The sequence below is a fragment of the Pseudomonas sp. D8002 genome (assembly GCF_013385695.1).
In the GTDB taxonomy this organism is placed as follows: Bacteria; Pseudomonadota; Gammaproteobacteria; order Pseudomonadales; family Pseudomonadaceae; genus Aquipseudomonas.
Genome location: NZ_JACAPM010000006.1, coordinates 179578 through 201704 on the forward strand (window position 1 = coordinate 179578; position 22127 = coordinate 201704).

General features: G+C 62.5%; 26 protein-coding genes. 20 read left to right on the forward strand and 6 right to left on the reverse strand.

Features of this window, described 5'->3' with window-relative positions:
* Positions 1-13: 13 nt before the first annotated feature.
* The 5 genes from motD (at position 14) to HX807_RS04210 (ending at position 3651) form a co-directional block, all read left to right on the forward strand.
* Positions 14-901, forward strand: a complete 888-nt coding sequence (motD, locus tag HX807_RS04190) for a flagellar motor protein MotD (RefSeq protein WP_008434806.1) — start codon at positions 14-16, stop codon at positions 899-901.
* Between the two features lie 51 nt (positions 902-952).
* Positions 953-1741 carry a ParA family protein gene (locus HX807_RS04195; protein ID WP_003210643.1) on the forward strand — a complete coding sequence of 263 codons (789 nt, stop codon included), beginning with the start codon at positions 953-955 and terminating at the stop codon, positions 1739-1741.
* Between the two features lie 151 nt (positions 1742-1892).
* A complete protein-coding gene (locus HX807_RS04200) occupies positions 1893-2696 on the forward strand; it encodes a CheW domain-containing protein (protein ID WP_003210642.1) in 804 nt (267 codons plus the stop codon).
* Between the two features lie 73 nt (positions 2697-2769).
* Positions 2770-3255, forward strand: coding sequence for a chemotaxis protein CheW (locus tag HX807_RS04205; RefSeq protein ID WP_003210641.1), 486 nt, complete (start codon positions 2770-2772; stop codon positions 3253-3255).
* On the forward strand, positions 3256-3651 hold the full coding sequence (locus HX807_RS04210) for a DUF2802 domain-containing protein (protein WP_008434800.1): 396 nt from the start codon (positions 3256-3258) through the stop codon (positions 3649-3651). It abuts the gene before it with no gap.
* A 33-nt stretch (positions 3652-3684) separates the two neighbouring features.
* On the opposite strand, the gene HX807_RS04215 is transcribed toward HX807_RS04210, so the two are convergent.
* The 3 genes from HX807_RS04215 to HX807_RS04225 form a co-directional block, all read right to left on the reverse strand.
* Positions 3685-4848, reverse strand: coding sequence for a hypothetical protein (locus tag HX807_RS04215; RefSeq protein ID WP_177049310.1), 1164 nt, complete (start codon positions 4846-4848; stop codon positions 3685-3687).
* A gap of 228 nt (positions 4849-5076) precedes the next feature.
* Positions 5077-5406 carry an EscU/YscU/HrcU family type III secretion system export apparatus switch protein gene (locus HX807_RS04220; protein ID WP_003210638.1) on the reverse strand — a complete coding sequence of 110 codons (330 nt, stop codon included), beginning with the start codon at positions 5404-5406 and terminating at the stop codon, positions 5077-5079.
* Positions 5403-6986: a flagellar hook-length control protein FliK gene (locus HX807_RS04225; RefSeq protein ID WP_177049312.1), complete on the reverse strand. Its 1584-nt coding sequence runs from the start codon at positions 6984-6986 to the stop codon at positions 5403-5405. Before HX807_RS04225 ends, HX807_RS04220 begins: the two co-directional genes overlap by 4 nt.
* Before the next feature lie 252 nt (positions 6987-7238).
* Between HX807_RS04225 and ccmA the strand changes: the two genes are divergently transcribed.
* From ccmA to HX807_RS04275, 10 genes are all read left to right on the forward strand, one after another.
* Positions 7239-7820, forward strand: coding sequence for a cytochrome c biogenesis heme-transporting ATPase CcmA (ccmA, locus tag HX807_RS04230; RefSeq protein WP_003210636.1), 582 nt, complete (start codon positions 7239-7241; stop codon positions 7818-7820).
* Positions 7817-8485, forward strand: coding sequence for a heme exporter protein CcmB (gene ccmB, locus HX807_RS04235; protein WP_177049314.1), 669 nt, complete (start codon positions 7817-7819; stop codon positions 8483-8485). Before ccmA ends, ccmB begins: the two co-directional genes overlap by 4 nt.
* 85 nt (positions 8486-8570) lie before the next feature.
* A complete protein-coding gene (locus HX807_RS04240) occupies positions 8571-9326 on the forward strand; it encodes a heme ABC transporter permease (protein WP_008434790.1) in 756 nt (251 codons plus the stop codon).
* Positions 9323-9499 carry a heme exporter protein CcmD gene (gene ccmD, locus HX807_RS04245; protein WP_008434788.1) on the forward strand — a complete coding sequence of 59 codons (177 nt, stop codon included), beginning with the start codon at positions 9323-9325 and terminating at the stop codon, positions 9497-9499. The genes HX807_RS04240 and ccmD overlap by 4 nt, the downstream gene beginning before the upstream one ends.
* Entirely contained in the window at positions 9496-9951 is a 456-nt protein-coding gene (gene ccmE / locus HX807_RS04250; RefSeq protein WP_008434786.1) for a cytochrome c maturation protein CcmE, read from the forward strand. Before ccmD ends, ccmE begins: the two co-directional genes overlap by 4 nt.
* A gap of 3 nt (positions 9952-9954) precedes the next feature.
* Complete coding sequence (locus HX807_RS04255; RefSeq protein ID WP_008434784.1) at positions 9955-11943, forward strand: heme lyase CcmF/NrfE family subunit; 1989 nt, start codon at positions 9955-9957, stop codon at positions 11941-11943.
* On the forward strand, positions 11940-12476 hold the full coding sequence (locus tag HX807_RS04260) for a DsbE family thiol:disulfide interchange protein (protein WP_177049316.1): 537 nt from the start codon (positions 11940-11942) through the stop codon (positions 12474-12476). Before HX807_RS04255 ends, HX807_RS04260 begins: the two co-directional genes overlap by 4 nt.
* A complete protein-coding gene (locus HX807_RS04265; RefSeq protein WP_003210629.1) occupies positions 12473-12946 on the forward strand; it encodes a cytochrome c-type biogenesis protein in 474 nt (157 codons plus the stop codon). Before HX807_RS04260 ends, HX807_RS04265 begins: the two co-directional genes overlap by 4 nt.
* Positions 12939-14132: a c-type cytochrome biogenesis protein CcmI gene (ccmI, locus tag HX807_RS04270; protein WP_177023215.1), complete on the forward strand. Its 1194-nt coding sequence runs from the start codon at positions 12939-12941 to the stop codon at positions 14130-14132. The genes HX807_RS04265 and ccmI overlap by 8 nt, the downstream gene beginning before the upstream one ends.
* A gap of 15 nt (positions 14133-14147) precedes the next feature.
* Positions 14148-14540 carry a hypothetical protein gene (locus tag HX807_RS04275; protein ID WP_008434777.1) on the forward strand — a complete coding sequence of 131 codons (393 nt, stop codon included), beginning with the start codon at positions 14148-14150 and terminating at the stop codon, positions 14538-14540.
* A gap of 185 nt (positions 14541-14725) precedes the next feature.
* Here the strand turns inward: HX807_RS04275 and HX807_RS04280 are convergent, their stop codons facing one another.
* The gene (locus HX807_RS04280; RefSeq protein WP_177049366.1) at positions 14726-15925 is read right to left on the reverse strand and encodes an MFS transporter; all 1200 of its coding nucleotides are present in this window, start codon (positions 15923-15925) and stop codon (positions 14726-14728) included.
* A gap of 135 nt (positions 15926-16060) precedes the next feature.
* Between HX807_RS04280 and HX807_RS04285 the strand changes: the two genes are divergently transcribed.
* Positions 16061-16957 carry a LysR family transcriptional regulator gene (locus tag HX807_RS04285; protein ID WP_177041446.1) on the forward strand — a complete coding sequence of 299 codons (897 nt, stop codon included), beginning with the start codon at positions 16061-16063 and terminating at the stop codon, positions 16955-16957.
* A gap of 158 nt (positions 16958-17115) precedes the next feature.
* Here the strand turns inward: HX807_RS04285 and HX807_RS04290 are convergent, their stop codons facing one another.
* Positions 17116-17469, reverse strand: a complete 354-nt coding sequence (locus HX807_RS04290; RefSeq protein ID WP_087694315.1) for a DUF6124 family protein — start codon at positions 17467-17469, stop codon at positions 17116-17118.
* Between the two features lie 298 nt (positions 17470-17767).
* The gene (locus HX807_RS04295; protein WP_177049318.1) at positions 17768-18190 is read right to left on the reverse strand and encodes an NUDIX domain-containing protein; all 423 of its coding nucleotides are present in this window, start codon (positions 18188-18190) and stop codon (positions 17768-17770) included.
* Between the two features lie 394 nt (positions 18191-18584).
* Here HX807_RS04295 and phnC point away from each other — a divergent pair, with 394 nt between their 5' ends.
* The 4 genes from phnC to phnF all read left to right on the forward strand — a co-directional run bounded on the left by phnC (position 18585) and on the right by phnF (position 22123).
* Positions 18585-19418, forward strand: coding sequence for a phosphonate ABC transporter ATP-binding protein (gene phnC, locus HX807_RS04300; protein ID WP_003210623.1), 834 nt, complete (start codon positions 18585-18587; stop codon positions 19416-19418).
* A gap of 32 nt (positions 19419-19450) precedes the next feature.
* On the forward strand, positions 19451-20452 hold the full coding sequence (gene phnD, locus HX807_RS04305; protein WP_003210622.1) for a phosphonate ABC transporter substrate-binding protein: 1002 nt from the start codon (positions 19451-19453) through the stop codon (positions 20450-20452).
* A gap of 148 nt (positions 20453-20600) precedes the next feature.
* On the forward strand, positions 20601-21383 hold the full coding sequence (phnE, locus tag HX807_RS04310) for a phosphonate ABC transporter, permease protein PhnE (RefSeq protein ID WP_033897602.1): 783 nt from the start codon (positions 20601-20603) through the stop codon (positions 21381-21383).
* 35 nt (positions 21384-21418) lie between these two features.
* On the forward strand, positions 21419-22123 hold the full coding sequence (gene phnF, locus HX807_RS04315; protein ID WP_023659262.1) for a phosphonate metabolism transcriptional regulator PhnF: 705 nt from the start codon (positions 21419-21421) through the stop codon (positions 22121-22123).
* Positions 22124-22127 lie beyond the last annotated feature (4 nt).

Consider the following 22127-nt stretch of genomic DNA (forward strand, 5'->3'; position numbering starts at 1 on the left):
GGAGGTATTTGTTGTGAGCCGTCGCCGCCGCGAGCCTGAAGAACACGTCAACCATGAACGCTGGCTGGTGTCCTACGCCGACTTCATTACGTTGCTGTTCGCGTTTTTTGTGGTGATGTACTCCATTTCCTCGATCAACGAAGGCAAGTACAAAGTCATTTCCCAGGCGCTGATTGGCGTGTTCAACGACGCTGACCGCGCCCTCAAGCCGATACCCATTGGCGAAGAACGCCCCAAGACCGTGACCCCGGCCAAGCCGCTGGTCAACGACAGCGATGAAACCGCCGCCGGCATCGCTGGCACCAGCGACCCGCTGAAAAGCATCGCCGATAACATCAGCGCGGCCTTTGGCGACCTGATCAGCTCCAACCAGATGACCGTGCGCGGCAATGAGTTGTGGGTCGAGATCGAACTCAATTCCAGCCTGCTGTTCGCCAGTGCCGATGCAATGCCCAGCGACCAGGCGTTTACCATCATCGACAAGGTGGCGGCGATCCTGAAGCCGTTTGAAAACCCGGTCCACGTTGAAGGCTTTACCGATAACCTGCCGATCAGTACCGCGCAGTACCCGACCAACTGGGAGCTGTCTTCGGCCCGGGCGGCGAGTATTGTACGAATGCTCGCGATGCAGGGTGTGAACCCCGGGCGCCTGGCGTCGGTGGGTTACGGCGAGTTCCAGCCGGTGGCCAATAACGCCACGGCGGAAGGCCGTGCGCGCAACCGTCGGGTGGTGCTGGTGGTGTCGCGCAACCTGGACGTACGCCGCAGCCTGACCGGTACCGGCACTGCCAATGCAACACCGGATGCCGCCTTGAAGCGGGCTGGCACACAAACTGCACCAGCGCCCGTAAAGGCGCCGGTTCGCGGGAGTGCCGTCAATTCTCCGTCACCGGCTCTATAACCCCATGCAATTTCTCGGTCGAGCCTGTGCCTGCCGGGAGGAACAATCCGAATGAGAGTCTGGGCAGTTGCCAATCAAAAGGGTGGTGTCGGTAAAACCACCACGTCCATCGCCTTGGCCGGCTTGCTGGCCGAGGCCGGCAAGCGTGTGGTCGTGGTCGACCTGGACCCCCACGGCTCCATGACCAGCTATTTCGGCTATGACCCGGATGCCCTGGAACACAGTTGCTACGACCTGTTCCTGCACAAGGGCAGCGTGCCGGCCGACTTGCCGGGGCAACTGTTGCTGCCTACCAGCAATGAAAAGATCTCGCTGTTGCCGTCCAGCACCGCCCTGGCCACCCTTGAGCGCCAGTCGCCGGGGCAGAGCGGCCTGGGCCTGGTGATCGCCAAGACCCTGGCGCAGCTGTGGCAGGACTTCGACTACGCGATCATCGACAGCCCGCCGTTGCTCGGCGTGCTGATGGTCAACGCCCTGGCCGCCAGCCAACAGCTGGTGATCCCGGTGCAGACCGAGCACCTGGCCGTCAAGGGCCTGGAACGCATGGTCAGCACCCTGGCGATGATCAACCGCTCGCGCAAGCAAGCGCTGCCGTTCAGCATCGTGCCGACCTTGTTTGACCGCCGTACCCAGGCGTCCCTCGGCACCTTGCGGGTATTGCGCGATGCTTATCCGGACACCATCTGGCAAGGCTACATCCCGGTGGACACGCGCCTGCGAGATGCGAGCCGGGCAGGGCTGACGCCGTCGCAGTTCGACGGCAAGAGCCGTGGGGTGCTGGCGTATCGGGCGTTGCTCAAGCACCTGTTGTCCCAGCAACTTGTGGCGCAGGTGGCATGATGGTCATAAACAGCCCTGTAGGAGCCTGGCTTGCCAGCGATGCAGACGCCGCGGTTTTCCTGACCAAACCGGCTCTCGATTCAAGTCCGGACACTCACAGGCCGATAACCTCTGAATACAGGGTTGATGGGGCTTGCGCGTGGGCATACAGATGAACCGTCCCGTTGATTTCAAGACCCGGCCGCAGCTGGCGCTGGAGTCCTACCTGGACGCCTTGCTCCAGGACGCCACCGAGGACATGCCGGAGCCGATTCTGATCCTCGATGAAGTCATCGAGCCTGAACCTGCTGCCCTGGACGAGTTTCAGCTGGCGGTCCTGGAAGAGCAGGCCCGTGATGCGTTGGTGGTTCCCGTAGCCGTTCCTGTACCGGTTGCTGTGCCCGTCGAGCCTGTGGTGATTGCGCCTGTAGTGGTGGAGCCGGTGGTTGAGGTTCACCTCCCGCCGAGCATCACGCCGCCGCCGGTACAGGGCGACGGTCGCCCGGTGTGGGCTGCGGAGCCGTTCGAATGTTTGCTGTTCGATGTCGCCGGGTTGACCCTGGCGGTGCCGCTGGTGTGCCTGGGGTCGATCTACTCCCTGGAAGGCCAGGAGTTGACGCCGTTGTTCGGCCAGCCGGATTGGTTCCTCGGGATCCTGCCGAGCCAGCAGGGCAACTTGAAGGTATTGGACACCGCGCGTTGGGTGATGCCCGACCGCTACCGCGATGACTTCCGCCAGGGCCTGCAATACGTTATTTCGGTCCAGGGCTACGAGTGGGGGCTGGCGGTGCATCAGGTCAGCCGCTCATTGCGCCTGGACCCGAACGAAATCAAATGGCGCAGCCACCGTGGCCAGCGGCCATGGCTGGCGGGCACTGTGATCGAACACATGTGCGCGTTGCTGGATGTCGCCGAACTGGCGGAGTTGATTGCCAGCGGCGCGGTAAAAGCCATGCCGCTGAACAAACGCACTTGATAACAAGCAGCAGCGCTAAGGCGCTGCCCAAGAACACACACCGTAACCAACGGTATTTGAAGGGGTCTGGAGTATGAACAAGTCAGTGTCCGCACAAGGTCTGGTGGATGATCCAATCCTGCAATGGGTCACCTTCAAGCTGGACAACGAGTCCTACGGCATCAACGTGATGCGTGTGCAGGAAGTGCTGCGCTACACCGAAATCGCTCCGGTTCCGGGTGCCCCAAGCTATGTGCTGGGCATCATCAACCTGCGCGGCAACGTGGTGACCGTGATCGACACCCGCCAGCGTTTTGGCCTGGTGCCGACCGAAGTCAACGACAACACCCGCATCGTGATCATCGAAGCCGACAAGCAAGTGGTCGGGATCATGGTCGACAGCGTGGCGGAAGTGGTTTACCTGCGCCAATCCGAAGTCGAGACTGCGCCGAACGTCGGCAACGAAGAATCGGCCAAGTTCATCCAGGGTGTCTGCAACAAGAACGGCGAACTGCTGATTCTGGTTGAGCTGGACAAGATGATGAGCGAAGAAGAGTGGCAGGACCTGGAGAATATCTGATTGTTTCTTGAGGTAGCGGTGATCGTCCTGGCCATCCTTTGGGCCGGGACCCTGGGCTTCCTGCTGCGTTATGTTCGCCAGCAACGGGAATTGGCCACTCGACAAGTCGAGCGCGACGCTGTGCGCGACCGGCGGATCCTGGAGCTGGCCAAGCGGGTCGACCACTTCCAGCAAAGTGCGGTGCGTGTGGGTGATGAAGTGCACGAGCTGCGTTCGGTGCTGGCGCCGTTGCCGGACAAGCTGTCGGCACTCGAACAGCGTGACCCGTCGAGCCTCTCATTCGCCCAGGCGGCGAAGCTGGTGGGCATGGGCGCCACGGTGGATGAGCTGACCCAGTCCTGCGGGTTGACCCAGGCTGAAGCGCAGTTGATGAGCCGGTTGCACAAGGACAACTGAAGGTTACGAGCTGCAAGCGGTATTGCTTGCAGCTTATAGCCGGTGCCGGTTGCTCAGCCATTCGGCCATGGTCGAGTCCTCCAAAGCATATTCACCACGGTTGGCTTTCCAGACCAACTCCTTCTCCCGCAGCACTTCCAGTGCTTTCTGCACGTTTGGTGTGCTGGCGTTCGGCTCGACCTGGGCCTGTTCCAGCTTGCGGTTCACATCCTGGAAGGTTTTCTCCGCAAAAGGCGAGAACGCCCGCTTGCCCAGGGTTCGTTCGCCCATCACTTCAAGTACCGCCTGTTGCAGCGGCGAGAGGTCGTTGTAGGCGCTCTCGTAGTCGCTCCAGATGCCGGCCTGGTGATTGAGTGCCCCGGTCCTCAGCAACTCGCCAAGGTTGCTGGCCTCGCCAAGACCCACGCTCACTTCGGTCAGTAGTGTGTTGAGCATTTCCGGGCGCCGGCCAACGAGCTGGAAGGCATAGTCCATGTCCTCCAGGTTGAACTGGTTGGTCGCGGCCAGGCGCTGGTTCCAGAGGTCCGTCACGAACTCGACGAAATCCCGGCTCAACAGCGGGAACGGTGTGATGTGGGCGCCGAAGAACGGTTGTTTGCTCTTGAGTACCAGGTTGGCCAGTTTGTCCCGGCTGGAGCCGGTGAAGACCAGGCGCAGGCCATCGGCCGTGCTGCTGCCGTTGAGATGATCCCGTGCCGCCTTGAGGGCGAACATGGCGTTCACCCCGCCTTCGCTGTTGAGGGCGTGCTGGGCCTCGTCCACGATCAGCACGATCATTTGCCCCGAGACCTGGTGCAGCACGTCCAGGGCGTGGCTGAGCGTGGTGCCGGCGGGCAATTGCGGTTTGGTGAAGTCCCAACTCAAGGTGCGCAGCAGGCTGATCTTGTCGATACCGGCTTTCTTGGCCGCCTTGCTCACTGCGCTTTCGAACTCGCCCAGGGCTTTGCCGATAGCGCCGGAGATCAGTTCGGCGGGGTCGACTTCGCGGTTCATCCACAGGTCCACGTACACCGGCAGCCAGCCCCGGGCCTTGCACTCGGGGATAAGGTCGTTGCGCAGGAACGTACTCTTGCCGGTACGGCGCGGAGCCGCGAGGAACATGCCGGAGCTGTAGTCGGCAAATGACTCGCCTGCCAGATCACGGGCGAGCGCTTCGGCGAGTAGCTTTCGACTGAGAATCGGGCGGGTAGGGCTCATGGGTTTATCCTGAACTATCGGGTTAGGGATAATCTATACCTCGAAAGATATAATTGCTATACACCACCCACCGCAACTGATCATTCCCACGCTCTGCGTGGGAATGCATCCCGTGACGCTCCGCGTCACCCCTGCGCAAGACTTGAACATTGCAGCGCCGGTTGGACGCGGAGCGTCCGAGGCGGCGTTCCCACGCAGAGCGTGGGAACGATCAGCCGGCTTCCCACCTTAATAATCGTCGCCTCTTTCCGTCACATCCCGCTCCACCGGCCCCGCGTCCGGGTCGTAGCCCACCGGGAACTTGCCCTTCAGCGTCCAGGCAAACGCGATGATCTCGGCGACGGTGCGGTACAGCTCTTCCGGGATACTGTCGCCCAACTCCATGCGTGCCAGTAATTTGACCAGCTCGGCATTTTCGTAAATCGGGACTTCGTTCTCCCGGGCCAGCTTGAGGATGGCTTCGGCCAGGGCATCGTCGCCCTTGGCGGTCAGGGTCGGCGCTTGTTGCCCGTCGTATTTGAGGGCGATGGCCTGGCGGGGCGGGTTGGGGTTTTTCATGCGGTTTCATCCACCCAGCGTTGTTCAAGCCCGGTTTTCGGGCCCCGTGGCGGGGTACCGAGGTGGCAGTCGAGGTCGCCGACGTTGAGTCCCGACGACACCAGGCGCTCGCGCAGGCTGCCCAGGTGGCTTTCGATCAGGCTGGCGGTGAAGGGCCGGGTCGCCCACAACTGGCTCGACAGTTTGCCCTGGCTCAGTTGCCCCTGGACCTGCAACGGGCCGAGCGGCTCCATGTCGAGCGCCATTTCCACGCGCCAGAGCATTTGCTTGGGATCCTTGCTGTCCTTGCGTTCCGGCTGTTCCTTGTCGGGCGCCGGTTCTTCCCGCTGGAACTTGACCTGCAACGGCACGATGTCCTGCAAGGTGCGCATGGGGATTTCCAGCTGCCAGGTGGTCAAGAGCTTGCCGTCGGCGGTGGTACCGGTCTGCTCCAGGCTCGACAGCTGATGGCTTTGCAGGCGGGAGATGGCCCCGGCGGCCAGGCGCAGCAGGTTTTCCAGGTCACTTTCACCTTCCAGGCGTTGCATCAGCCGATCGGGCAGCGGAAAGCCCGCGGGCGCCTGCCTGGCGCCGACCTGGCCGAGGGTACCCAGCGGGCTGCGTACGAAGCTGGGCAGCAACTGCGCCAGGGTGTTGGCAGCGAGGATCGCATTCAGATTGGTGCTGGCGGGCAGGGATGGCAGCAGGTCGGCGACGAAGCGCAGCAGCGCGCCTTTCATGTCCAGCGGCGGTATCTGCGGGTTTTGCCCGGCCAGCAACTTGGCTTCTAGGAAGGTCCCGCTGTTCTGGATCAGTTGCGCCAGCACCTTGGGGTTGCTGGCCTGGGCCAGGTCGGGCAGGCCGGCGAGCAAACGCTCGGCGGCGGCGCGCAGGTCGGCCCCGGTGCTGTCGCTGCTGGTCGCCGGCAGGCTTTGCAGCGCGGTGAACACCACGTCCAGCGAGCCCTGGCGGCTTTGCTGGGTGGAGAGTTGCTGGGCCACGGCCAATTGGTCCTGGCGCCCGCTCAGCGGTACAAAGCTCAAGGTCTGCGCACTTTGCACCACGGCGCTGAGCAGGCTGCCGACGCGCAAGGGCTGCGGGCTTTCGACGGTCAGGGTCGCGCCGCTGAGGACGTTATTGAGCACCGACACCAGTGAGCGATACACCACCGGCTGGTTGGCGCCCTGTGGCAGCGCCTGGGTGGTCAGCACCTTGCCTTGCAGCAGGGTGCCCACCGGTAACTGGCTGGTGTCGATACGCGTCAGCGCAGCGACGCTGGAACTCAGGGCCTGCTGCAGGCTGATGGACAAATTGCCCGACGGCGTCTGGCTGACTTCCACCTGAGTACCCAGCGGCAGCGGCTGGCTGCTGCTGGCCTGCACCAGGGTTTGCCGGCCGCCTTCCAGGGTCAGCTTGAGCAGCAACTGAAATGCATCGCCGCCTTGTTTCAGTGCCAGCACCTCGGCATTTACGGTTTTTCCGGGGTCGATCAGGCCGGTCTGCGGCTCCAGCAGTTTCAGCAACTCGCCCGCTGCAGGCGCGGGCGCAGGCCCGGCCGGAAGCGTCGGGGGGAGCGTGGGAAGATTGATCTCACCGGTCATCGTGCGCGCCGTCTCAGGGGAAATTGCCCTCTTTAGAGTAGGGCATCACATGTATAATGCCGCCCGTCTTCAAAGAGAGCGTTAAAAACAACACAACTGATTGATCCAGCTCTCTAAAAACGGTCGCCAAAGCAGTTAATGTGCATCTCTTTAACGGCCGTTCCACCGCCGACTTGAACCGTAAAGGCCCGCGATCTCTTGACCAGCCCTCTTCTAGAAGCCGTAGCGCTCGCCTGTGAACGTGACCTGCGGATGCTGTTCGAACACCTCGAACTGCGTCTGGCGGGCGGCGACATGGTGCAGGTCAGCGGCCCCAACGGCAGCGGCAAGACCAGCCTGTTACGCCTGCTGGCCGGTCTGATGCAGCCGACGGCGGGGGAAGTGCGGCTCAACGGCAAACCGTTGCACGAGCAGCGCACCGAGCTGGCGCGCAACCTGATCTGGATCGGCCACGCCGCCGGAATCAAGGATGTGCTTACCGCTGAAGAAAACCTCAGTTGGCTCAGCGCCCTGCATCATCCCGCCAGCCGCGAGGCGATCTGGCAGGCGCTGGCCGCGGTTGGCCTCAAGGGTTTCGAAGACGTTCCCTGCCACACCCTGTCCGCCGGCCAGCAGCGCCGCGTGGCCCTGGCCCGTTTGTATCTGGACGGCCCGCCGCTATGGATTCTCGACGAACCCTTCACCGCCCTCGACAAACAAGGCGTTGCCCAATTGGAAGAACACCTTGCCGCGCACTGCGAGCAGGGCGGCATGGTTGTCCTGACCACTCACCACACCTTGACGCGCATGCCCGCCGGTTACCGCGACCTCGACCTGGGCCGGTGGGCGGTATGAGCGTATTTGCCCTGTTGGTCGCCCGCGAAGCGCGGTTACTCTGTCGCCGTCCGGCCGAATTGGCCAACCCGCTGGTGTTCTTCGCGATTGTGATCGCGCTGTTCCCGTTGGCGGTGGGCCCCGAGACTAAACTGTTGCAAACCTTGTCTCCGGGACTGGTCTGGGTGGCGGCGCTTTTGTCAGTCCTGCTCTCGCTGGACGGGCTGTTTCGCAGTGATTTTGAAGACGGTTCCCTCGAACAGTGGGTCCTTTCGTCGCACCCCCTGCCACTTCTGGTATTGGCCAAGGTACTGGCACACTGGGCGTTTTCCGGCCTGGCGCTGGTATTGCTCGCGCCGCTGCTGGCGATGATGCTGGGGTTGCCCACCGAATGCCTGCCGGTGTTGCTCCTTTCCTTGTTGCTTGGCACGCCGGTTCTCAGTCTACTGGGCGCCGTAGGTGCGGCACTGACCGTCGGTTTGAAACGCGGTGGCCTGTTGTTGGCCCTGCTGATCTTGCCTTTGTATATCCCGGTGTTGATCCTGGGCAGCGGCGCGTTGCAAGCCGCGCTCCAGGGCATGCCGGCGACCGGTTACCTCCTGTGGCTTGGCAGCCTGGCCGCCCTGACGGTAACCCTGACACCCTTTGCTATAGCGGCTGGCCTGAAGATCAGCGTCGGCGAATAATGAGGTCTGGTTAAGCGATAGAACCTTAACCAGTAAAGACCCTAAGCTTCTCGCAACGACGAGAAGCAACCGTGATGGAAACAGCATGAACTGGACCTGGTTTCACAAGCTCGGCTCGCCCAAATGGTTTTACGGCATCAGTGGCAAACTGCTGCCGTGGTTGAGCATCGCCGCGGTATTGCTGATCGGCATCGGCCTGGTCTGGGGCCTGGCCTTCGCGCCGCCGGACTATCAGCAAGGCAACAGCTTTCGCATCATCTACATCCACGTGCCTGCCGCGATGCTGGCCCAGTCCTGCTACGTGATGCTGGCGGTGTGCGGCATCGTCGGCCTGGTGTGGAAGATGAAGCTGGCGGACGTCGCCCTGCAATGCGCCGCGCCCATCGGTGCCTGGATGACCGCCGTGGCGCTGGTCACCGGTGCGATCTGGGGCAAGCCGACCTGGGGTTCGTGGTGGGTATGGGATGCGCGACTCACCTCGATGCTGATCCTGCTGTTCCTGTACTTCGGCCTGATTGCCCTGGGCAACGCCATCAGCAACCGTGACAGCGCCGCCAAGGCCTGCGCGGTGCTGGCGATTGTCGGCGTGATCAACATCCCGATCATCAAATACTCGGTGGAGTGGTGGAACACCCTGCACCAGGGCGCCACCTTCACCCTCACCGAAAAGCCGGCAATGCCCGTGGAAATGTGGGCGCCGCTGCTGCTGATGGTGCTGGGGTTCTACTGTTTTTTTGGCGCCGTGCTGCTGATGCGCATGCGCCTCGAAGTGCTCAAGCGTGAAGCCCGCACCAGTTGGGTCAAGGCCGAAGTGCAAAACAGCCTGGGAGCCCGTGGATGAGCTTCAACTCTTTCAGTGATTTTCTCGCCATGGGCCATCACGCCCTGTACGTCTGGACGGCCTATGGCATTTGCCTGGCGGTGCTGGCCCTCAACGTCGCCGCGCCGATCCTGGCCCGCAAGCGTTACCTGCAACAAGAGGCGCGTCGTTTGCGCCGGGAGACCGAAAAGTGAATCCGCTGCGTAGAAAGCGTCTGTTGATCATCCTGGCCATCATGGCCGGTGTCGGCATTGCCGTGACCCTGGCCCTGAGCGCCCTGCGGGAGAACATCAACCTGTTCTATACCCCGACCCAGATCGCCAACGGCGAAGCGCCGCTGGACACCCGAATCCGTGCCGGTGGCATGGTCGAGAAAGGCTCGTTGCAACGCTCCGGCGACTCCCTGGACGTCAAGTTCATCGTCACCGACTTCAACAAATCCGTGACCATCACCTACCGCGGCATCCTCCCGGACCTGTTCCGCGAAGGGCAGGGCATCGTCGCCCTCGGCAAGCTCAACGCCGACGGCGTGGTAGTGGCCGACGAAGTGCTGGCCAAGCACGATGAAAAATACATGCCGCCGGAAGTCACCAAGGCCCTCAAAGACAGCGGCCAATCCGCCCCGACCCCTGCCAAGGAGGGCTAAGTCATGACGTCCGCACTGTTTATTCCGGAGTTGGGCCAGCTGGCGATGATCCTCGCCCTGTGCTTTGCCATCGTCCAGGCCGTGGTCCCGTTGCTGGGCGCCTGGCGCGGTGACCGCCTGTGGATGAGCCTGGCCCAGCCGGCTGCCTGGGGCCAGTTCGCCTTTCTGGTGTTCGCCTTCGGTTGCCTGACCTACGCCTTCATGACCGACGACTTTTCTGTCGCCTACGTCGCCAATAACTCCAACAGCGCCTTGCCCTGGTACTACAAGTTCAGCGCCGTGTGGGGCGCCCACGAAGGTTCGTTGCTGCTGTGGGCATTGATCCTCGGCGGCTGGACCTTTGCCGTCTCGATCTTCTCCCGCCAACTGCCGCAGGTGATGCTGGCCCGGGTGCTGGCGGTGATGGGCATGATCAGCATCGGCTTCCTGCTGTTCCTGATCATGACCTCCAACCCGTTCACCCGCATCCTGCCGCAGATCCCGGTCGACGGGCACGACCTCAACCCGCTGCTGCAAGACATCGGCCTGATCGTGCACCCGCCGATGCTCTACATGGGCTACGTCGGTTTCTCGGTCGCCTTCGCCTTCGCCATCGCCGCCTTGCTCGGCGGGCGTCTCGATGCCGCCTGGGCGCGCTGGTCGCGGCCGTGGACCATCGTCGCCTGGGCATTCCTCGGCATCGGCATCACCCTGGGCTCGTGGTGGGCCTACTACGAACTCGGCTGGGGCGGCTGGTGGTTCTGGGACCCGGTGGAAAACGCCTCCTTCATGCCCTGGCTGGTGGGCACCGCGCTGATTCACTCGCTGGCAGTCACGGAAAAACGCGGCGTGTTCAAAAGCTGGACCGTGTTGCTGGCCATCGCCGCGTTTTCCCTGAGCCTGCTGGGTACGTTCCTGGTGCGTTCCGGCGTACTGACCTCGGTGCACGCGTTTGCCTCCGACCCGGAGCGCGGCGTGTTCATCCTGATCTTCCTGCTGTTCGTGGTCGGCGGCTCCCTGACGCTGTTCGCCCTGCGTGCGCCAGTGGTCAAGAGCCACGTGGGCTTCAACCTCTGGTCCCGGGAAACCCTGCTGCTGGGCAATAACCTGGTGCTGGTGGTGGCGGCCTCGATGATTCTGCTCGGTACCCTGTACCCGCTGGTGCTGGATGCCCTGAGCGGCGCCAAGCTGTCCGTCGGCCCGCCGTACTTCAACGCGCTGTTCATCCCGTTGATGGCGCTGCTGATGGTGGTGATGGCGGTCGGCGTACTGGTGCGCTGGAAAGACACCCCGGTGAAATGGCTGGTGGGCATGCTCACCCCGGTACTGCTCGGCAGCGCCGCGCTGGCCGTGATCGCCGGTATTGCCTACGGCGACTTCAACTGGGCCGTGCTTGCCACCTTCATGCTCGCGGCCTGGGTATTGCTGGCCGGTGTACGCGACCTGATCGACAAGACCCGCCACAAAGGTTTGATCAAAGGCTTGCCGACCATGACCCGCAGTTACTGGGGCATGCAGGTCGCCCACATCGGCATCGCCGTGTGCGCCCTGGGCGTCGTGTTGTCCAGCCAGAACAGTGCCGAGCGCGACCTGCGCCTGGCACCGGGCGAGTCCATGGACCTGGCCGGGTACCACTTCATTTTCGAAGGCGCCAAGCACTTCGAAGGCCCGAACTTCACCTCCGACAAAGGCACCGTACGTGTGGTGCGCAATGGCAAGGAAGTGGCGGTGCTGCACCCGGAAAAACGCCTGTACACCGTGCAAAGCTCGATGATGACCGAAGCCGGGATCGACGCCGGTTTCACCCGCGACCTCTACGTCGCCCTGGGTGAACCGCTGGGCGATGGCGCGTGGGCCGTGCGGGTCCACGTCAAACCGTTTGTGCGCTGGATCTGGTTCGGCGGCCTGCTCACCGGCTTCGGTGGTTTGCTGGCAGCGATGGACCGGCGCTACCGGGTCAAGGTCAAGAGCCGGGTGCGTGAAGCCCTCGGCCTGCAAGGAGCGCCAGTATGAAGCGTTGGTTGATGGTGTTACCGCTGGCGGCGTTCCTGGTGGTGGCGGTGTTCCTGTATCGCGGGCTGTACCTGGACCCGGCCGAGCTGCCGTCGGCCATGATCGGCAAGCCATTCCCGGCGTTCTCGCTGCCGACGGTGCAGGGCGACAAGACCCTGACCCAGGCTGATTTGCTGGGCAAACCGGCACTGGTCAACGTGTGGGGCACCTGGTGCATTTCCTGCCGCGTGGAGCATCCGGTGCTGAACAAGCTGGCGGAGAAGGGCGTGGTGATCTACGGCATCAACTACAAGGACGACAATGCTGCCGCCCTGAAGTGGCTGGCGGAATTCCACAACCCGTACCAACTGGATATCCGCGACGAAGACGGCAATCTCGGGCTGAACCTTGGTGTGTACGGCGCTCCGGAAACCTTCTTCATCGACGCCATGGGCGTGATCCGCGACAAGTACGTGGGCGTGATCGACGAAGTGGTGTGGCGCGAGCAACTGGCCGCCAAGTACCAGGCGCTGGTGGATGAGGCCAAGCCATGAAGCGTTGGTTAGCCGCCGCGGTATTGGGCTTGAGCATGGTCGGCGTGGCCCACGCCGCCATCGACACTTACGAATTTGCCAAGGACGGAGACCGCGAGCGTTTTCGCGAACTGACCAAGGAGCTGCGCTGCCCCAAGTGCCAGAACCAGGACATCGCCGACTCCAATGCACCGATCGCCGCCGACCTGCGCAAAGAGATTTTCCGCATGCTCGGCGAGGGCAAGGACAATCAGCAGATCATCGACTTCATGGTGGACCGCTACGGTGACTTCGTGCGCTACAAGCCGGCGCTCACCGGCAAGACTGCGCTGCTGTGGTTCGGCCCCGCCGGGTTGTTGCTCACAGGCTTAGTCGTTATGGCGGTGATTGTGCGCCGCCGTCGTGTCGCCCCGGCCGATGGCTCGGACTCGCTTTCCGTCGATGAGCGTCAACGCCTCGACCAACTGCTGGACAAAAAAACTGATGATTGATTTCTGGCTCGCAGCAGGTCTGCTGCTTCTGATTGCCTTGAGTTTCCTGCTGATCCCGGTGTTACGCGGCCGCCGTGCCCAGCGTGAAGAGGATCGCACTGCATTGAACGTGGCGCTGTACCAGGAACGCGTGGCGGAACTGCAAACCCAGCAGACCGAAGGCGTGCTGGATGCGGCCCAGCTGGACAGCGGGCGCGCTGAAGCGGCCCGTGAGTTGCTGGCGGATACCGAGGGTGTGGAAAAGCCCCGGGAATCGCGCCTCGGCAAACCGTTGCCGTTGCTCGCGGCGTTTCTGGTGCCGGTGCTGGGGGTGGCGCTGTACCTGCATTACGGTGCCAGCGACAAGGTCGAACTGACCCGCGAATTCTCCCAGCCGCCGGTGTCCATGGAAGACATGACCCGCCGCCTGGAGCGCGCCGCAGCGGCCCAGCCGGATTCGCCGGAAGGCCTGTACTTCCTCGGTCGCGCCTACATGGCCCAGGACCGTTCCGCCGATGCGGCGAAAATCTTCGAGCGCACCGTGGCCCTGGCCGGTCGCCAGCCCGAGTTGCTCGGCCAGTGGGCCCAGGCCCAGTACTTTGCTGACAACAAACAGTGGTCGCCCAAGGTCCAGGCCCTGACCGACGAAGCACTGAAACTCGATCCGAAAGAAGTCACCAGCCTCGGCCTGCTGGGCATCGCCGCCTTTGAAGGCCAGCGTTACCAGGAAGCGATCGACTACTGGAACCGCCTGCTGGCGCAACTGCCACCGGACGACAATTCCCGTGCCGCGCTGCAAGGCGGGATCGACCGGGCCGCCGAGAAGCTCAAGGAGAGCGGCGGCAGCGTGGCGCCCGTGAAGGCAGAAAAACAGATGCAAGTGCGGGTGGACCTGGCCGCCGATGTGAAGGCCAAGGCCTTGCCGACCGACAGCGTGTTCATCTTCGCCCGCGCCGTCAAAGGCCCGCCGGCGCCCCTGGCCGCCAAGCGCGTGACCGTGGCCGACCTGCCGATCACCGTCGAGCTGGGCGACAGCGACGCGATGATGCCGCAGTTGAAACTGTCCAACTTTCCCGAAGTCCAACTGGTTGCGCGCATATCCCGGGCAGGTGTTCCCACAGCTGGCGAGTGGATCGGCCGCAGCCAACCCCTGGCCAGCAGCACCACTGCGCTGCAGCAGCTGACCATCGACAGTCCGGACCAATAATTCGAGGAAATGCCCATGACCGCTATCGCACGTATCACCCTGCTCAGCCTGGTACTGGGGTTGAGTGCTTGTGCGGTCCATCGGCCTCCGTCGCCTACCGGGCCGACTATTCCACCGACAGGGCCGTCGACCCAGCCGAGCACACAGCCCTCGAGCCCGGTGATCAAACCGTCGAAGCCGGTGCCTAGCTCCTCGCCGACCTTCGCACCGCCACCGGGTGCGGCCAGCCACTGGGACGGAAAGATGCAGGTGTACGTGCTGGACGAACAGCCGGATACGTTCTACCGCCAGCGCACCTACTACCGCTGGAGCAACGGCTGGAGCCGGTCCATCAGCCCCAACGGGCCTTGGGAAGAGACCGATGTCCATGGCGTACCGCCGGGGTTGAGCAAGCAGTACGCACAATGAAAAAAGGCGACCTTCGGGTCGCCTTTTTCATGGCTGGTTTGGAATACAGTCCACCCAACAACAAAGCTCAAATGTGGGAGCGGGCTTGCTCGCGAATACGGCGTGTCAGCCAACAAATCGGGCACTGATATACCGTATTCGCGAGCAAGCCCGCTCCCACATTTTGAATCTCGTTTGATTTGAAATTACGTCAGCTCCTCAGTCTGCCTGGGCGCGCTTGTCCAGTGGATCACCCCGGCAATCACCCCCAGCATCACCCCAAACTCCACAATCCCCATCCAGCCCAACCGCGCCATTAACCAGCCGCTGACTGTCGCCCCCACCGCACCGCCAAAAAACGTCGCCGTCATGTACAAACTATTGATGCGGCCCTGGGCTTTCGGGTCCACCGCAAACGCCCGGGTCTGGTTGGAAACCAAGCCCGACTGCACGCCGATATCCAGCACGATCACCCCCAGCACCAGCAAGATAATCGAAGTCTCGGCACCCGCCAGCAGCAGGAACGCCAAGGTCACAATCCCGATACTCGCCCCAATCACCTTGCGCGAACCCAGCCTGTCGGAAGCCCGCCCACCGAGCGACGCCGCCAACGCACCCGCCGCACCGATAATCCCGAAGCCACCTGCCCAGGCACTGCCCAATTGCCATGGCCCATGAGCCAACAGTGCTGCCAGATTCACCCAAAACGCATTGAAGCAAGCCCACAACAACGCCTGCACCATCATTGATTGGCGAATCGGGCTGTTGTCGCGCATCAGCGGCCACAGCGAAGCCAGCAGGCGAGGGTAGGACAGGTTGGTGCTCGGCACGCCTTGTGGCAGCAGCCTGGCGGCACCGATCCACACCGGGATCATGAAGGCCGCCTCCATCGCGTACACCGCCCGCCAGCCATAAGCCTCACCGACTACGCCGGCGATCGTGCGCCCGAGCAGGATGCCGACCATGATCCCGCTGACCACCGTGCCCACATTGCGCCCGCGTTCGTGGGGCTGCGACATCACCGCCGCGAACGGCACCAGTTGCTGCGGCACACAGCTCACAATCCCCAAGCCGAAAGACGCCCCGATCAGCGCCCAGATGCCCGGTGAAAACGCCGCCGCCAGGGCGAAACAGAACGCCAGGGTGATCTGCCCCAGCACCAGCTTGCGGCGGTCAAAACGGTCGCCCATCGGCAGCAGCAACGCCAGCCCGGTAGCAAAACCCAGCAGGGCGGAACCGGCCACCAGATCCACGGTGGTCACGTCTACGCCCATGTCCGAAGCGATCAGCGGCAGGATCGGCTGGGTGCAGTAAATATTGGTAATCACCGCGCCGGCGATCACCGCCATCATGATGATCTTGCCGCGCGGCGCGACCGCAGGCGCTGTGGAAGGTTGGGATGTCATCGGCAGGCCACTCACGGCGCTCTCCTTCAATGCAGATCTCCGGGAAGGAGATGAGTGGCCAACGTTACGCACTCGCGCTTGGCAGGATAATCCCCTAGGATTTGGAATCATCCTTCCAGAATTTGATAGGTTGCCATGAACCGTCTTGAATCCATGTCCATCTTCGTTGCCGTGGTTGATGCAGGCAGCCTGACCGCTGCGGCGCGGCGCCTCGACATGCCGCTGGCCAGCGTCAGCCGCAAGGTGGCTGAACTTGAGACGCACCTGAAAACCCGCCTGCTGCACCGCACCACGCGCCAGCTGTCGTTGACCGATGCCGGCGCCTCTTACCTCGACGCGTGCCGGCGCATTCTTGAAGACATCAGCGAGGCCGAGCGCGCGGCCACTGGCGAATATTCCCAGCCCCGGGGCGAACTGGTCGTTACCGCGCCAGTGGTCTTCGGGCGGCTGCACATCGTGCCGGTGGTGGCGGAATTCCTCGCGCAGTACCCGGAGATCGACATCAACCTGATCCTCACCGACCGCGTCGTGCACCTGATGGAAGAACACTGCGACGTCGCGGTGCGCATTGGCGAGTTGCCCGACAGCTCGCTCAAGGCCATGCAGGTGGGCACGGTGCGGCGGGTGGTGTGCGCCAGCCCGGCATACCTGGCCGCTCGCGGCATACCCGCTGAGCCCCAGGACTTGGCGGGGCATGACTGCATCACCTTCGAAGTGCTGGCGTCCCAAGGGGCGTGGGGATTTGGCGCGGGTAAAACCGGGCTCTCGGTACCGGTGCATTCGCGGTTGTCGGTGAACACCGCAGAAGCGGCGATTGCGGCGGCGACGTTGGGGGTTGGGGTGATTCGGGTGCTCTCGTATCAAGTGGCGGATGCAGTGCGGGAGGAGGCGTTGGCGGTGGTGCTTGAGGCGTTCGAGTCGGCGCCGCTGCCCATTAGCCTGGTGCACAAAGGGCAGTCGCCGTTGCCGCTGAAGCTGCGGGCGTTTCTGGATTTTGTAATGCCGCGATTGCGCGCCCGCATCGCTCAATAACACCGGGCAGTTTGAACCTGATGAAAATCAAAATGTGGGAGCGGGCTTGCTCGCGAAAGCGGTGGATCAGTCACCCGATGTATTGACTGACCCTCTGCATTCGCGAGCAAGCCCGCTCCCACATTGGATTTATGTTGCCAGTTGGATTTCGGTTTTGATCAGGCCACCGGGCACTCTCGATCCAGCGCTCTATCCACCAACAACAATCCCAACTCCAGCAGTTGTTGCATCGCCAATACCAGGCTGCGGTCTTTGCCATCAATGTTTTCGGAAAGGTCCAACGCCATTGCATTGGCAGACTGGAGTGTTTCGTAGGCGTTGCTCAGCAGTGCTTCCGTTTCAACGTTGGCTGATACGGTGAACAGACTGAAGTGGTTTTTTTCATTGGTGGACGCTTTGGTTTCGGCGGGTTTCAGGTAGTGATCGATGGCCCGCTGGGCGGCGTCCTGAAGCTTGTTTTTTTCAGACTTGGAGCCAGACGTTTCTGGCGGATTAGGCGTGACCTTGTACATGCAATGACTCTCCATTCAGTGGGAGCTCACCACATCTGCGACCAAGCAGGTGGGTGGCGAGCTGTACGCAGGTTGGTCGACCAGGGAATGGAAACCCGGCAGGGCCAGGGCCCTCCCACGCACAGCTCGCCATAAAGCGAACACGATAATGCCGCTTGCGCGGCACTGTGCGCCATTCTAACCCGGGCGACCAAACCCGATCGCTGATGAGCAGCGACTTGGAGAGGCTAGCGGCGAGTTAAGGCTGCTGCAAGCCATAGAGATCGTAGGAAAAATCACCGATTTACCGGGATCTTGATTATTCCTGAAGCGATACTTCGGCAAGGCGCGGCTTTAGAAACTCCAGGGCATCTTTAAAGACCTGATGCCACTCTTCTGACGGTTCGCTCGCCAGCGGGTGCCAGAAGAACTGGAACTCGTGGCCGCCATCATCCTCTGCAAAATGGGTCCAGGTATCTGGCAGGTCTTCAGGGATCAGGCATTGATGAAAGGCCCATGTATGCCCCGTGGACGCTGAGTGCCAAGTGCCCAGGTCACGTATCACCTTGCCGGTTATCCCGGCCTCTTCAAGCAACTCTCTAACTGCCGCAACCTCGGTACTTTCGCCAGGCTCCACGCTGCCCTTGACCAGTTGAAGACCTGCCAGTGGGTGTTTGAAGGCGAGGATTTCCAGGGATTGGCGGGTTCGCAGGATGACCGGACATGCCTTGTCTTTTCCCATCACGTTGTCCTTTTGCACATATTGGCGGCCAGCTATTGCACCACAGTCCGGCACATTTCCAATGCCGGGCGAAGACCTTGTGGCGAGGGAGCAAGCTCCCTCGCCACAGGTTAGGTATGGATCGTTCCCACGCTCTGCGTGGGAATGCATCCCGTGACGCTCCGCGTCACCACTGCGCAAGACTTCAATGGACGCAGAGCGTCCGAGGCGGTATTCCCACGCAGAGCGTTGGGAACGATCAACGTCCTACAGCTACTTCCAACCTTTCATCAAACCTTCATCAAACGGTTTTACTCCAGTCATGTGCAAGTCATAGGGCTGACACAGCCCGCGCCTACTGTCGTTTGAACTCAAACGCAGCCACGGATGGCTGTTCAACCAGACAGAGAAGCCCATGACTCCAGCTATCCATGTCGATCATCTGAACAAGACCTTTGCGAAGAAATCCGCGCTGGTCGACCTCGAACTCACCGTTGCCACCGGTGAGATGGTCGCGCTGATTGGCGCTTCCGGCTCCGGCAAGTCCACCTTGCTGCGCCACCTCGCGGGCCTGGCCTGTTGCGACAAGAGCAACGGCGGCAGCGTCAAGGTGCTGGGCCGGGAAGTGCAGGCCAGCGGGCGGTTGAATGGCAAGGTGCGGCGCCTGCGCGCCGACATCGGCTACATCTTCCAGCAGTTCAACCTGGTCAACCGCCTGAGCGTGCTCGACAACGTACTGCTCGGTTGCCTGGGCCGCATGCCGCGCTGGCGCGGCAACCTCGGGTTGTTCAATGCCGAGGAAAAACAGTTCGCCATGGAATCCCTGGCCCGCGTCGGCCTGGCAGACCTGGCCAGCCAGCGCGCCTCCACCTTGTCCGGCGGCCAGCAGCAACGCGTGGCAATCGCCCGCGCTTTGACGCAACGCGCCGAAGTGATCCTGGCGGATGAACCCATCGCCTCCCTGGACCCGGAGTCGGCGCGCAAGGTCATGGAGATCCTCGCCGACATCAACGGCCGCGACGGCAAGACCGTGGTGGTCACCCTGCACCAAGTCGATTACGCCATGCGTTATTGCCCCCGAGCCGTGGCGCTCAAGGGCGGGCGGATTCACTTCGATGGCCAGGCCAGCGAGCTGAGCAGCCAGTTCCTCAACGATTTGTACGGTGCCGATGTGGACACCAGCCTGATGTTTTCCGACCAGACCCGCACACCCGTCGTCCCCGCACGGTTGGCCCTGGCCCGCGCTTGAAACCTTACTAACGACCCACAGGAATCCTCTCCATGTTGAACCGTATCGGTCATGTGTTTCTGTCTGCCGTGCTGCTTGCCAGCGTGGCCATGGGCACTGCCCAGGCCGCCGACAAGGCGATCAATTTCGGCATCATGTCCACCGAGTCTTCGCAGAACCTCAAGAGCATCTGGCAGCCCTTCCTGGATGACATGCACAAGAAGACCGGCCTCACCATCAACGCCACCTTCGCTTCCGACTACGCCGGCCTGATCCAGGGCATGCGCTTCAACAAGGTCGACGTGGCCTGGCTGGGCAACAAGGCCGCGATGGAAGCGGTGGACCGTTCCAACGGCGAAATCTTCGCCCAGACCGCCGCCGCCAACGGGGCTGCCGGTTACTGGAGCGTGCTGATCGTGCGCAAGGACAGCCCGATCAACAACGTCGATGACATGCTCAAGAACGCCAAGAACCTGACCTTCGGCAACGGTGACCCGAACTCCACTTCGGGCTACCTGGTGCCCGGCTACTACGTGTTCGCCAAGAACCACGTCGACGCTGCCACCGCCTTCAAGCGAACCCTCAACTCCAGCCATGAAGTCAACGCATTGAGCGTGGCCAAGGGGCAGTTGGACGTCGCCACCTTCAACACCGAAAGCTGGGACCGACTGGAAGTCACCCAGCCGGACAAGGCCGCCATGCTCAAGGTGATCTGGAAGTCGCCGCTGATCCCGGCCGACCCGATGGTGTGGAGCAAGGCCCTGAGCGACAGCGAGAAGACCAAGATCCGCGACTTCTTCGCCAACTACGGTGACACCGACGAAGAGAAGGCCGTGCTGAAGAACATGCAACTGGGCAAGTTCCTCAAGTCCAGCGACGACCAGTTGTTGCCGATCCGCCAACTGGAACTGTTCAAGCAGCGCACCACCATCAGCGCCGACGACAAGCTGGAAGCGGCTGACAAGGCCAGGAAGCTCGCCGACATCGACGCCGACCTGGCCAAGCTGCAAGAGCGCATCACCGAACTGGACAAGAAGACCGCAGCCAACGGCTAACCCCCTGTAGGAATCGGGTTCATGTGGGAGCGGGCTTGCTCGCGAATACGGTGTGTCATTCAACGCATCCGGCGACTGAGTCACCGCATTCGCGAGCAAGCCCGCTCCCACATTAAGCCCAGTTCCAACCCTACACCGAGAGTGACCCATGACTACCTTGCATGCTGAAGCAGTGGGCAAAAGGACTTGGCCGCAATACCTGGGCTGGGGCCTGTTCCTGGTCCTGCTGGCCTGGGCCTGGCACGGCGCCGAGATGAACCCGCTGGCGCTGTACCGCGACTCCGGAAACATGGCGACCTTCGCCGCCGACTTCTTCCCGCCGGACTTCCACGAATGGCGCTCCTACCTCAAGGAGATGATCGTCACCGTGCAAATCGCCCTCTGGGGCACGGTGCTGGCGATCGTCTGCTCGGTGCCCCTGGGCATCCTGTGCGCCGACAACATCACCCCATGGTGGATTCACCAGCCGCTGCGCCGGGTGATGGATGCCTTCCGTTCGATCAACGAAATGGTGTTCGCGATGTTGTTCGTGGTCGCCGTCGGCCTCGGTCCTTTTGCCGGTGTCCTGGCCTTGTGGATCAGCACCACCGGGGTCCTCGCCAAGCTGTTTGCCGAAGCCGTCGAAGCCATCGACCCGGGCCCCGTTGAAGGTGTGCGAGCCACCGGTGCCAGTGCCTTGCAGGAAGTGATCTACGGCGTGATCCCGCAAGTGATGCCGCTGTGGGTGTCCTACGCGCTCTACCGCTTCGAGGCCAACGTGCGTTCGGCGACGGTGGTGGGGATGGTCGGTGCCGGCGGGATCGGCGTGATCCTCTGGGAGAACATCCGCGCGTTCCAGTTCGTGCAGACCTGCGCGGTGCTGCTGGTGATCATCGTGGTGGTGAGCTGTATCGACGTGCTGTCCCAACGCCTGCGCAAGCAGTTCATCTGACGTCGGAGGGGTGCCCCAGGGCGCTTTTTTTAAGCATGCAGTTGTCTAGACAAGATGAGCCGGTGTACCGCGAACTCGCCGACATCCTGCGCCGCGAACTGAGCAGCTACCAGGCCGGTGAATTCCTGCCGGGCGAGGTGCAACTGGCTGAACGCTTCGGCGTCAACCGCCACACCCTGCGCCGCGCCATCGACGAGCTGGTGTTCGAAGGCAGCCTGTTGCGCCGCCAGGGCAAGGGCACCCAGGTGCTGGACCGCCCGCTGATTTACCCGATGGGCGCCGAGACCTCCTACAGCCAGTCCTTGTCGGCCCAAGGCGTGGGCGTGGAAGCGATGCTGCTCAAGCGCCGCTACTGCTTTGCCAGCCGCGAAGAGGCCCAGCAACTGGGCATCGCCGAGATGGCGCCGATGATCGAGCTGCAAACCCTGCGCAAGCTCGACCACCAGCCGGTCAGCCTGATCCGCCACCGTTACTGCGCCAGCCATGCGCCGCTGCTGGCGGACTACAACGGCGGCTCGCTGCGCCACTACCTGCGTGAGCGCGACATGCCGTTGACCCGTACCCAAAGCCTGATCGGCGCGCGTTTGCCCAACCGCGACGAAGCCGCACTGCTGATGATGCCCCGGCACTTGCCGGCGCTCACCGTATTCACCCTTTCCCGCGATCGCGACGGCCGCCCGGTGGAGCTGGCGCAGTCCACCAGCCGTTCGGATCGCTTCCAGTACCAAGTGGTGACCTGATGGA

What these genes read in the sequence shown, in the direction of transcription:
- HX807_RS04195 (WP_003210643.1), top strand. Translation starts at nt 953, where the DNA reads ATGAGAGTCTGGGCAGTTGCCAATCAAAAGGGTGGTGTCGGTAAAACC.
- HX807_RS04200 (WP_003210642.1), top strand. Translation starts at nt 1,893, where the DNA reads ATGAACCGTCCCGTTGATTTCAAGACCCGGCCGCAGCTGGCGCTGGAG.
- HX807_RS04205 (WP_003210641.1), top strand. Translation starts at nt 2,770, where the DNA reads ATGAACAAGTCAGTGTCCGCACAAGGTCTGGTGGATGATCCAATCCTG.
- HX807_RS04215 (WP_177049310.1), bottom strand. Translation starts at nt 4,848, where the DNA reads ATGAGCCCTACCCGCCCGATTCTCAGTCGAAAGCTACTCGCCGAAGCG.
- HX807_RS04220 (WP_003210638.1), bottom strand. Translation starts at nt 5,406, where the DNA reads ATGAAAAACCCCAACCCGCCCCGCCAGGCCATCGCCCTCAAATACGAC.
- HX807_RS04225 (WP_177049312.1), bottom strand. Translation starts at nt 6,986, where the DNA reads ATGACCGGTGAGATCAATCTTCCCACGCTCCCCCCGACGCTTCCGGCC.
- ccmA (WP_003210636.1), top strand. Translation starts at nt 7,239, where the DNA reads ATGCTGTTCGAACACCTCGAACTGCGTCTGGCGGGCGGCGACATGGTG.
- ccmB (WP_177049314.1), top strand. Translation starts at nt 7,817, where the DNA reads ATGAGCGTATTTGCCCTGTTGGTCGCCCGCGAAGCGCGGTTACTCTGT.
- HX807_RS04240 (WP_008434790.1), top strand. Translation starts at nt 8,571, where the DNA reads ATGAACTGGACCTGGTTTCACAAGCTCGGCTCGCCCAAATGGTTTTAC.
- ccmD (WP_008434788.1), top strand. Translation starts at nt 9,323, where the DNA reads ATGAGCTTCAACTCTTTCAGTGATTTTCTCGCCATGGGCCATCACGCC.
- HX807_RS04255 (WP_008434784.1), top strand. Translation starts at nt 9,955, where the DNA reads ATGACGTCCGCACTGTTTATTCCGGAGTTGGGCCAGCTGGCGATGATC.
- HX807_RS04260 (WP_177049316.1), top strand. Translation starts at nt 11,940, where the DNA reads ATGAAGCGTTGGTTGATGGTGTTACCGCTGGCGGCGTTCCTGGTGGTG.
- HX807_RS04265 (WP_003210629.1), top strand. Translation starts at nt 12,473, where the DNA reads ATGAAGCGTTGGTTAGCCGCCGCGGTATTGGGCTTGAGCATGGTCGGC.
- ccmI (WP_177023215.1), top strand. Translation starts at nt 12,939, where the DNA reads ATGATTGATTTCTGGCTCGCAGCAGGTCTGCTGCTTCTGATTGCCTTG.
- HX807_RS04275 (WP_008434777.1), top strand. Translation starts at nt 14,148, where the DNA reads ATGACCGCTATCGCACGTATCACCCTGCTCAGCCTGGTACTGGGGTTG.
- HX807_RS04280 (WP_177049366.1), bottom strand. Translation starts at nt 15,925, where the DNA reads ATGACATCCCAACCTTCCACAGCGCCTGCGGTCGCGCCGCGCGGCAAG.
- HX807_RS04285 (WP_177041446.1), top strand. Translation starts at nt 16,061, where the DNA reads ATGAACCGTCTTGAATCCATGTCCATCTTCGTTGCCGTGGTTGATGCA.
- HX807_RS04290 (WP_087694315.1), bottom strand. Translation starts at nt 17,469, where the DNA reads ATGTACAAGGTCACGCCTAATCCGCCAGAAACGTCTGGCTCCAAGTCT.
- HX807_RS04295 (WP_177049318.1), bottom strand. Translation starts at nt 18,190, where the DNA reads ATGGGAAAAGACAAGGCATGTCCGGTCATCCTGCGAACCCGCCAATCC.
- phnC (WP_003210623.1), top strand. Translation starts at nt 18,585, where the DNA reads ATGACTCCAGCTATCCATGTCGATCATCTGAACAAGACCTTTGCGAAG.
- phnD (WP_003210622.1), top strand. Translation starts at nt 19,451, where the DNA reads ATGTTGAACCGTATCGGTCATGTGTTTCTGTCTGCCGTGCTGCTTGCC.
- phnE (WP_033897602.1), top strand. Translation starts at nt 20,601, where the DNA reads ATGACTACCTTGCATGCTGAAGCAGTGGGCAAAAGGACTTGGCCGCAA.
- phnF (WP_023659262.1), top strand. Translation starts at nt 21,419, where the DNA reads ATGCAGTTGTCTAGACAAGATGAGCCGGTGTACCGCGAACTCGCCGAC.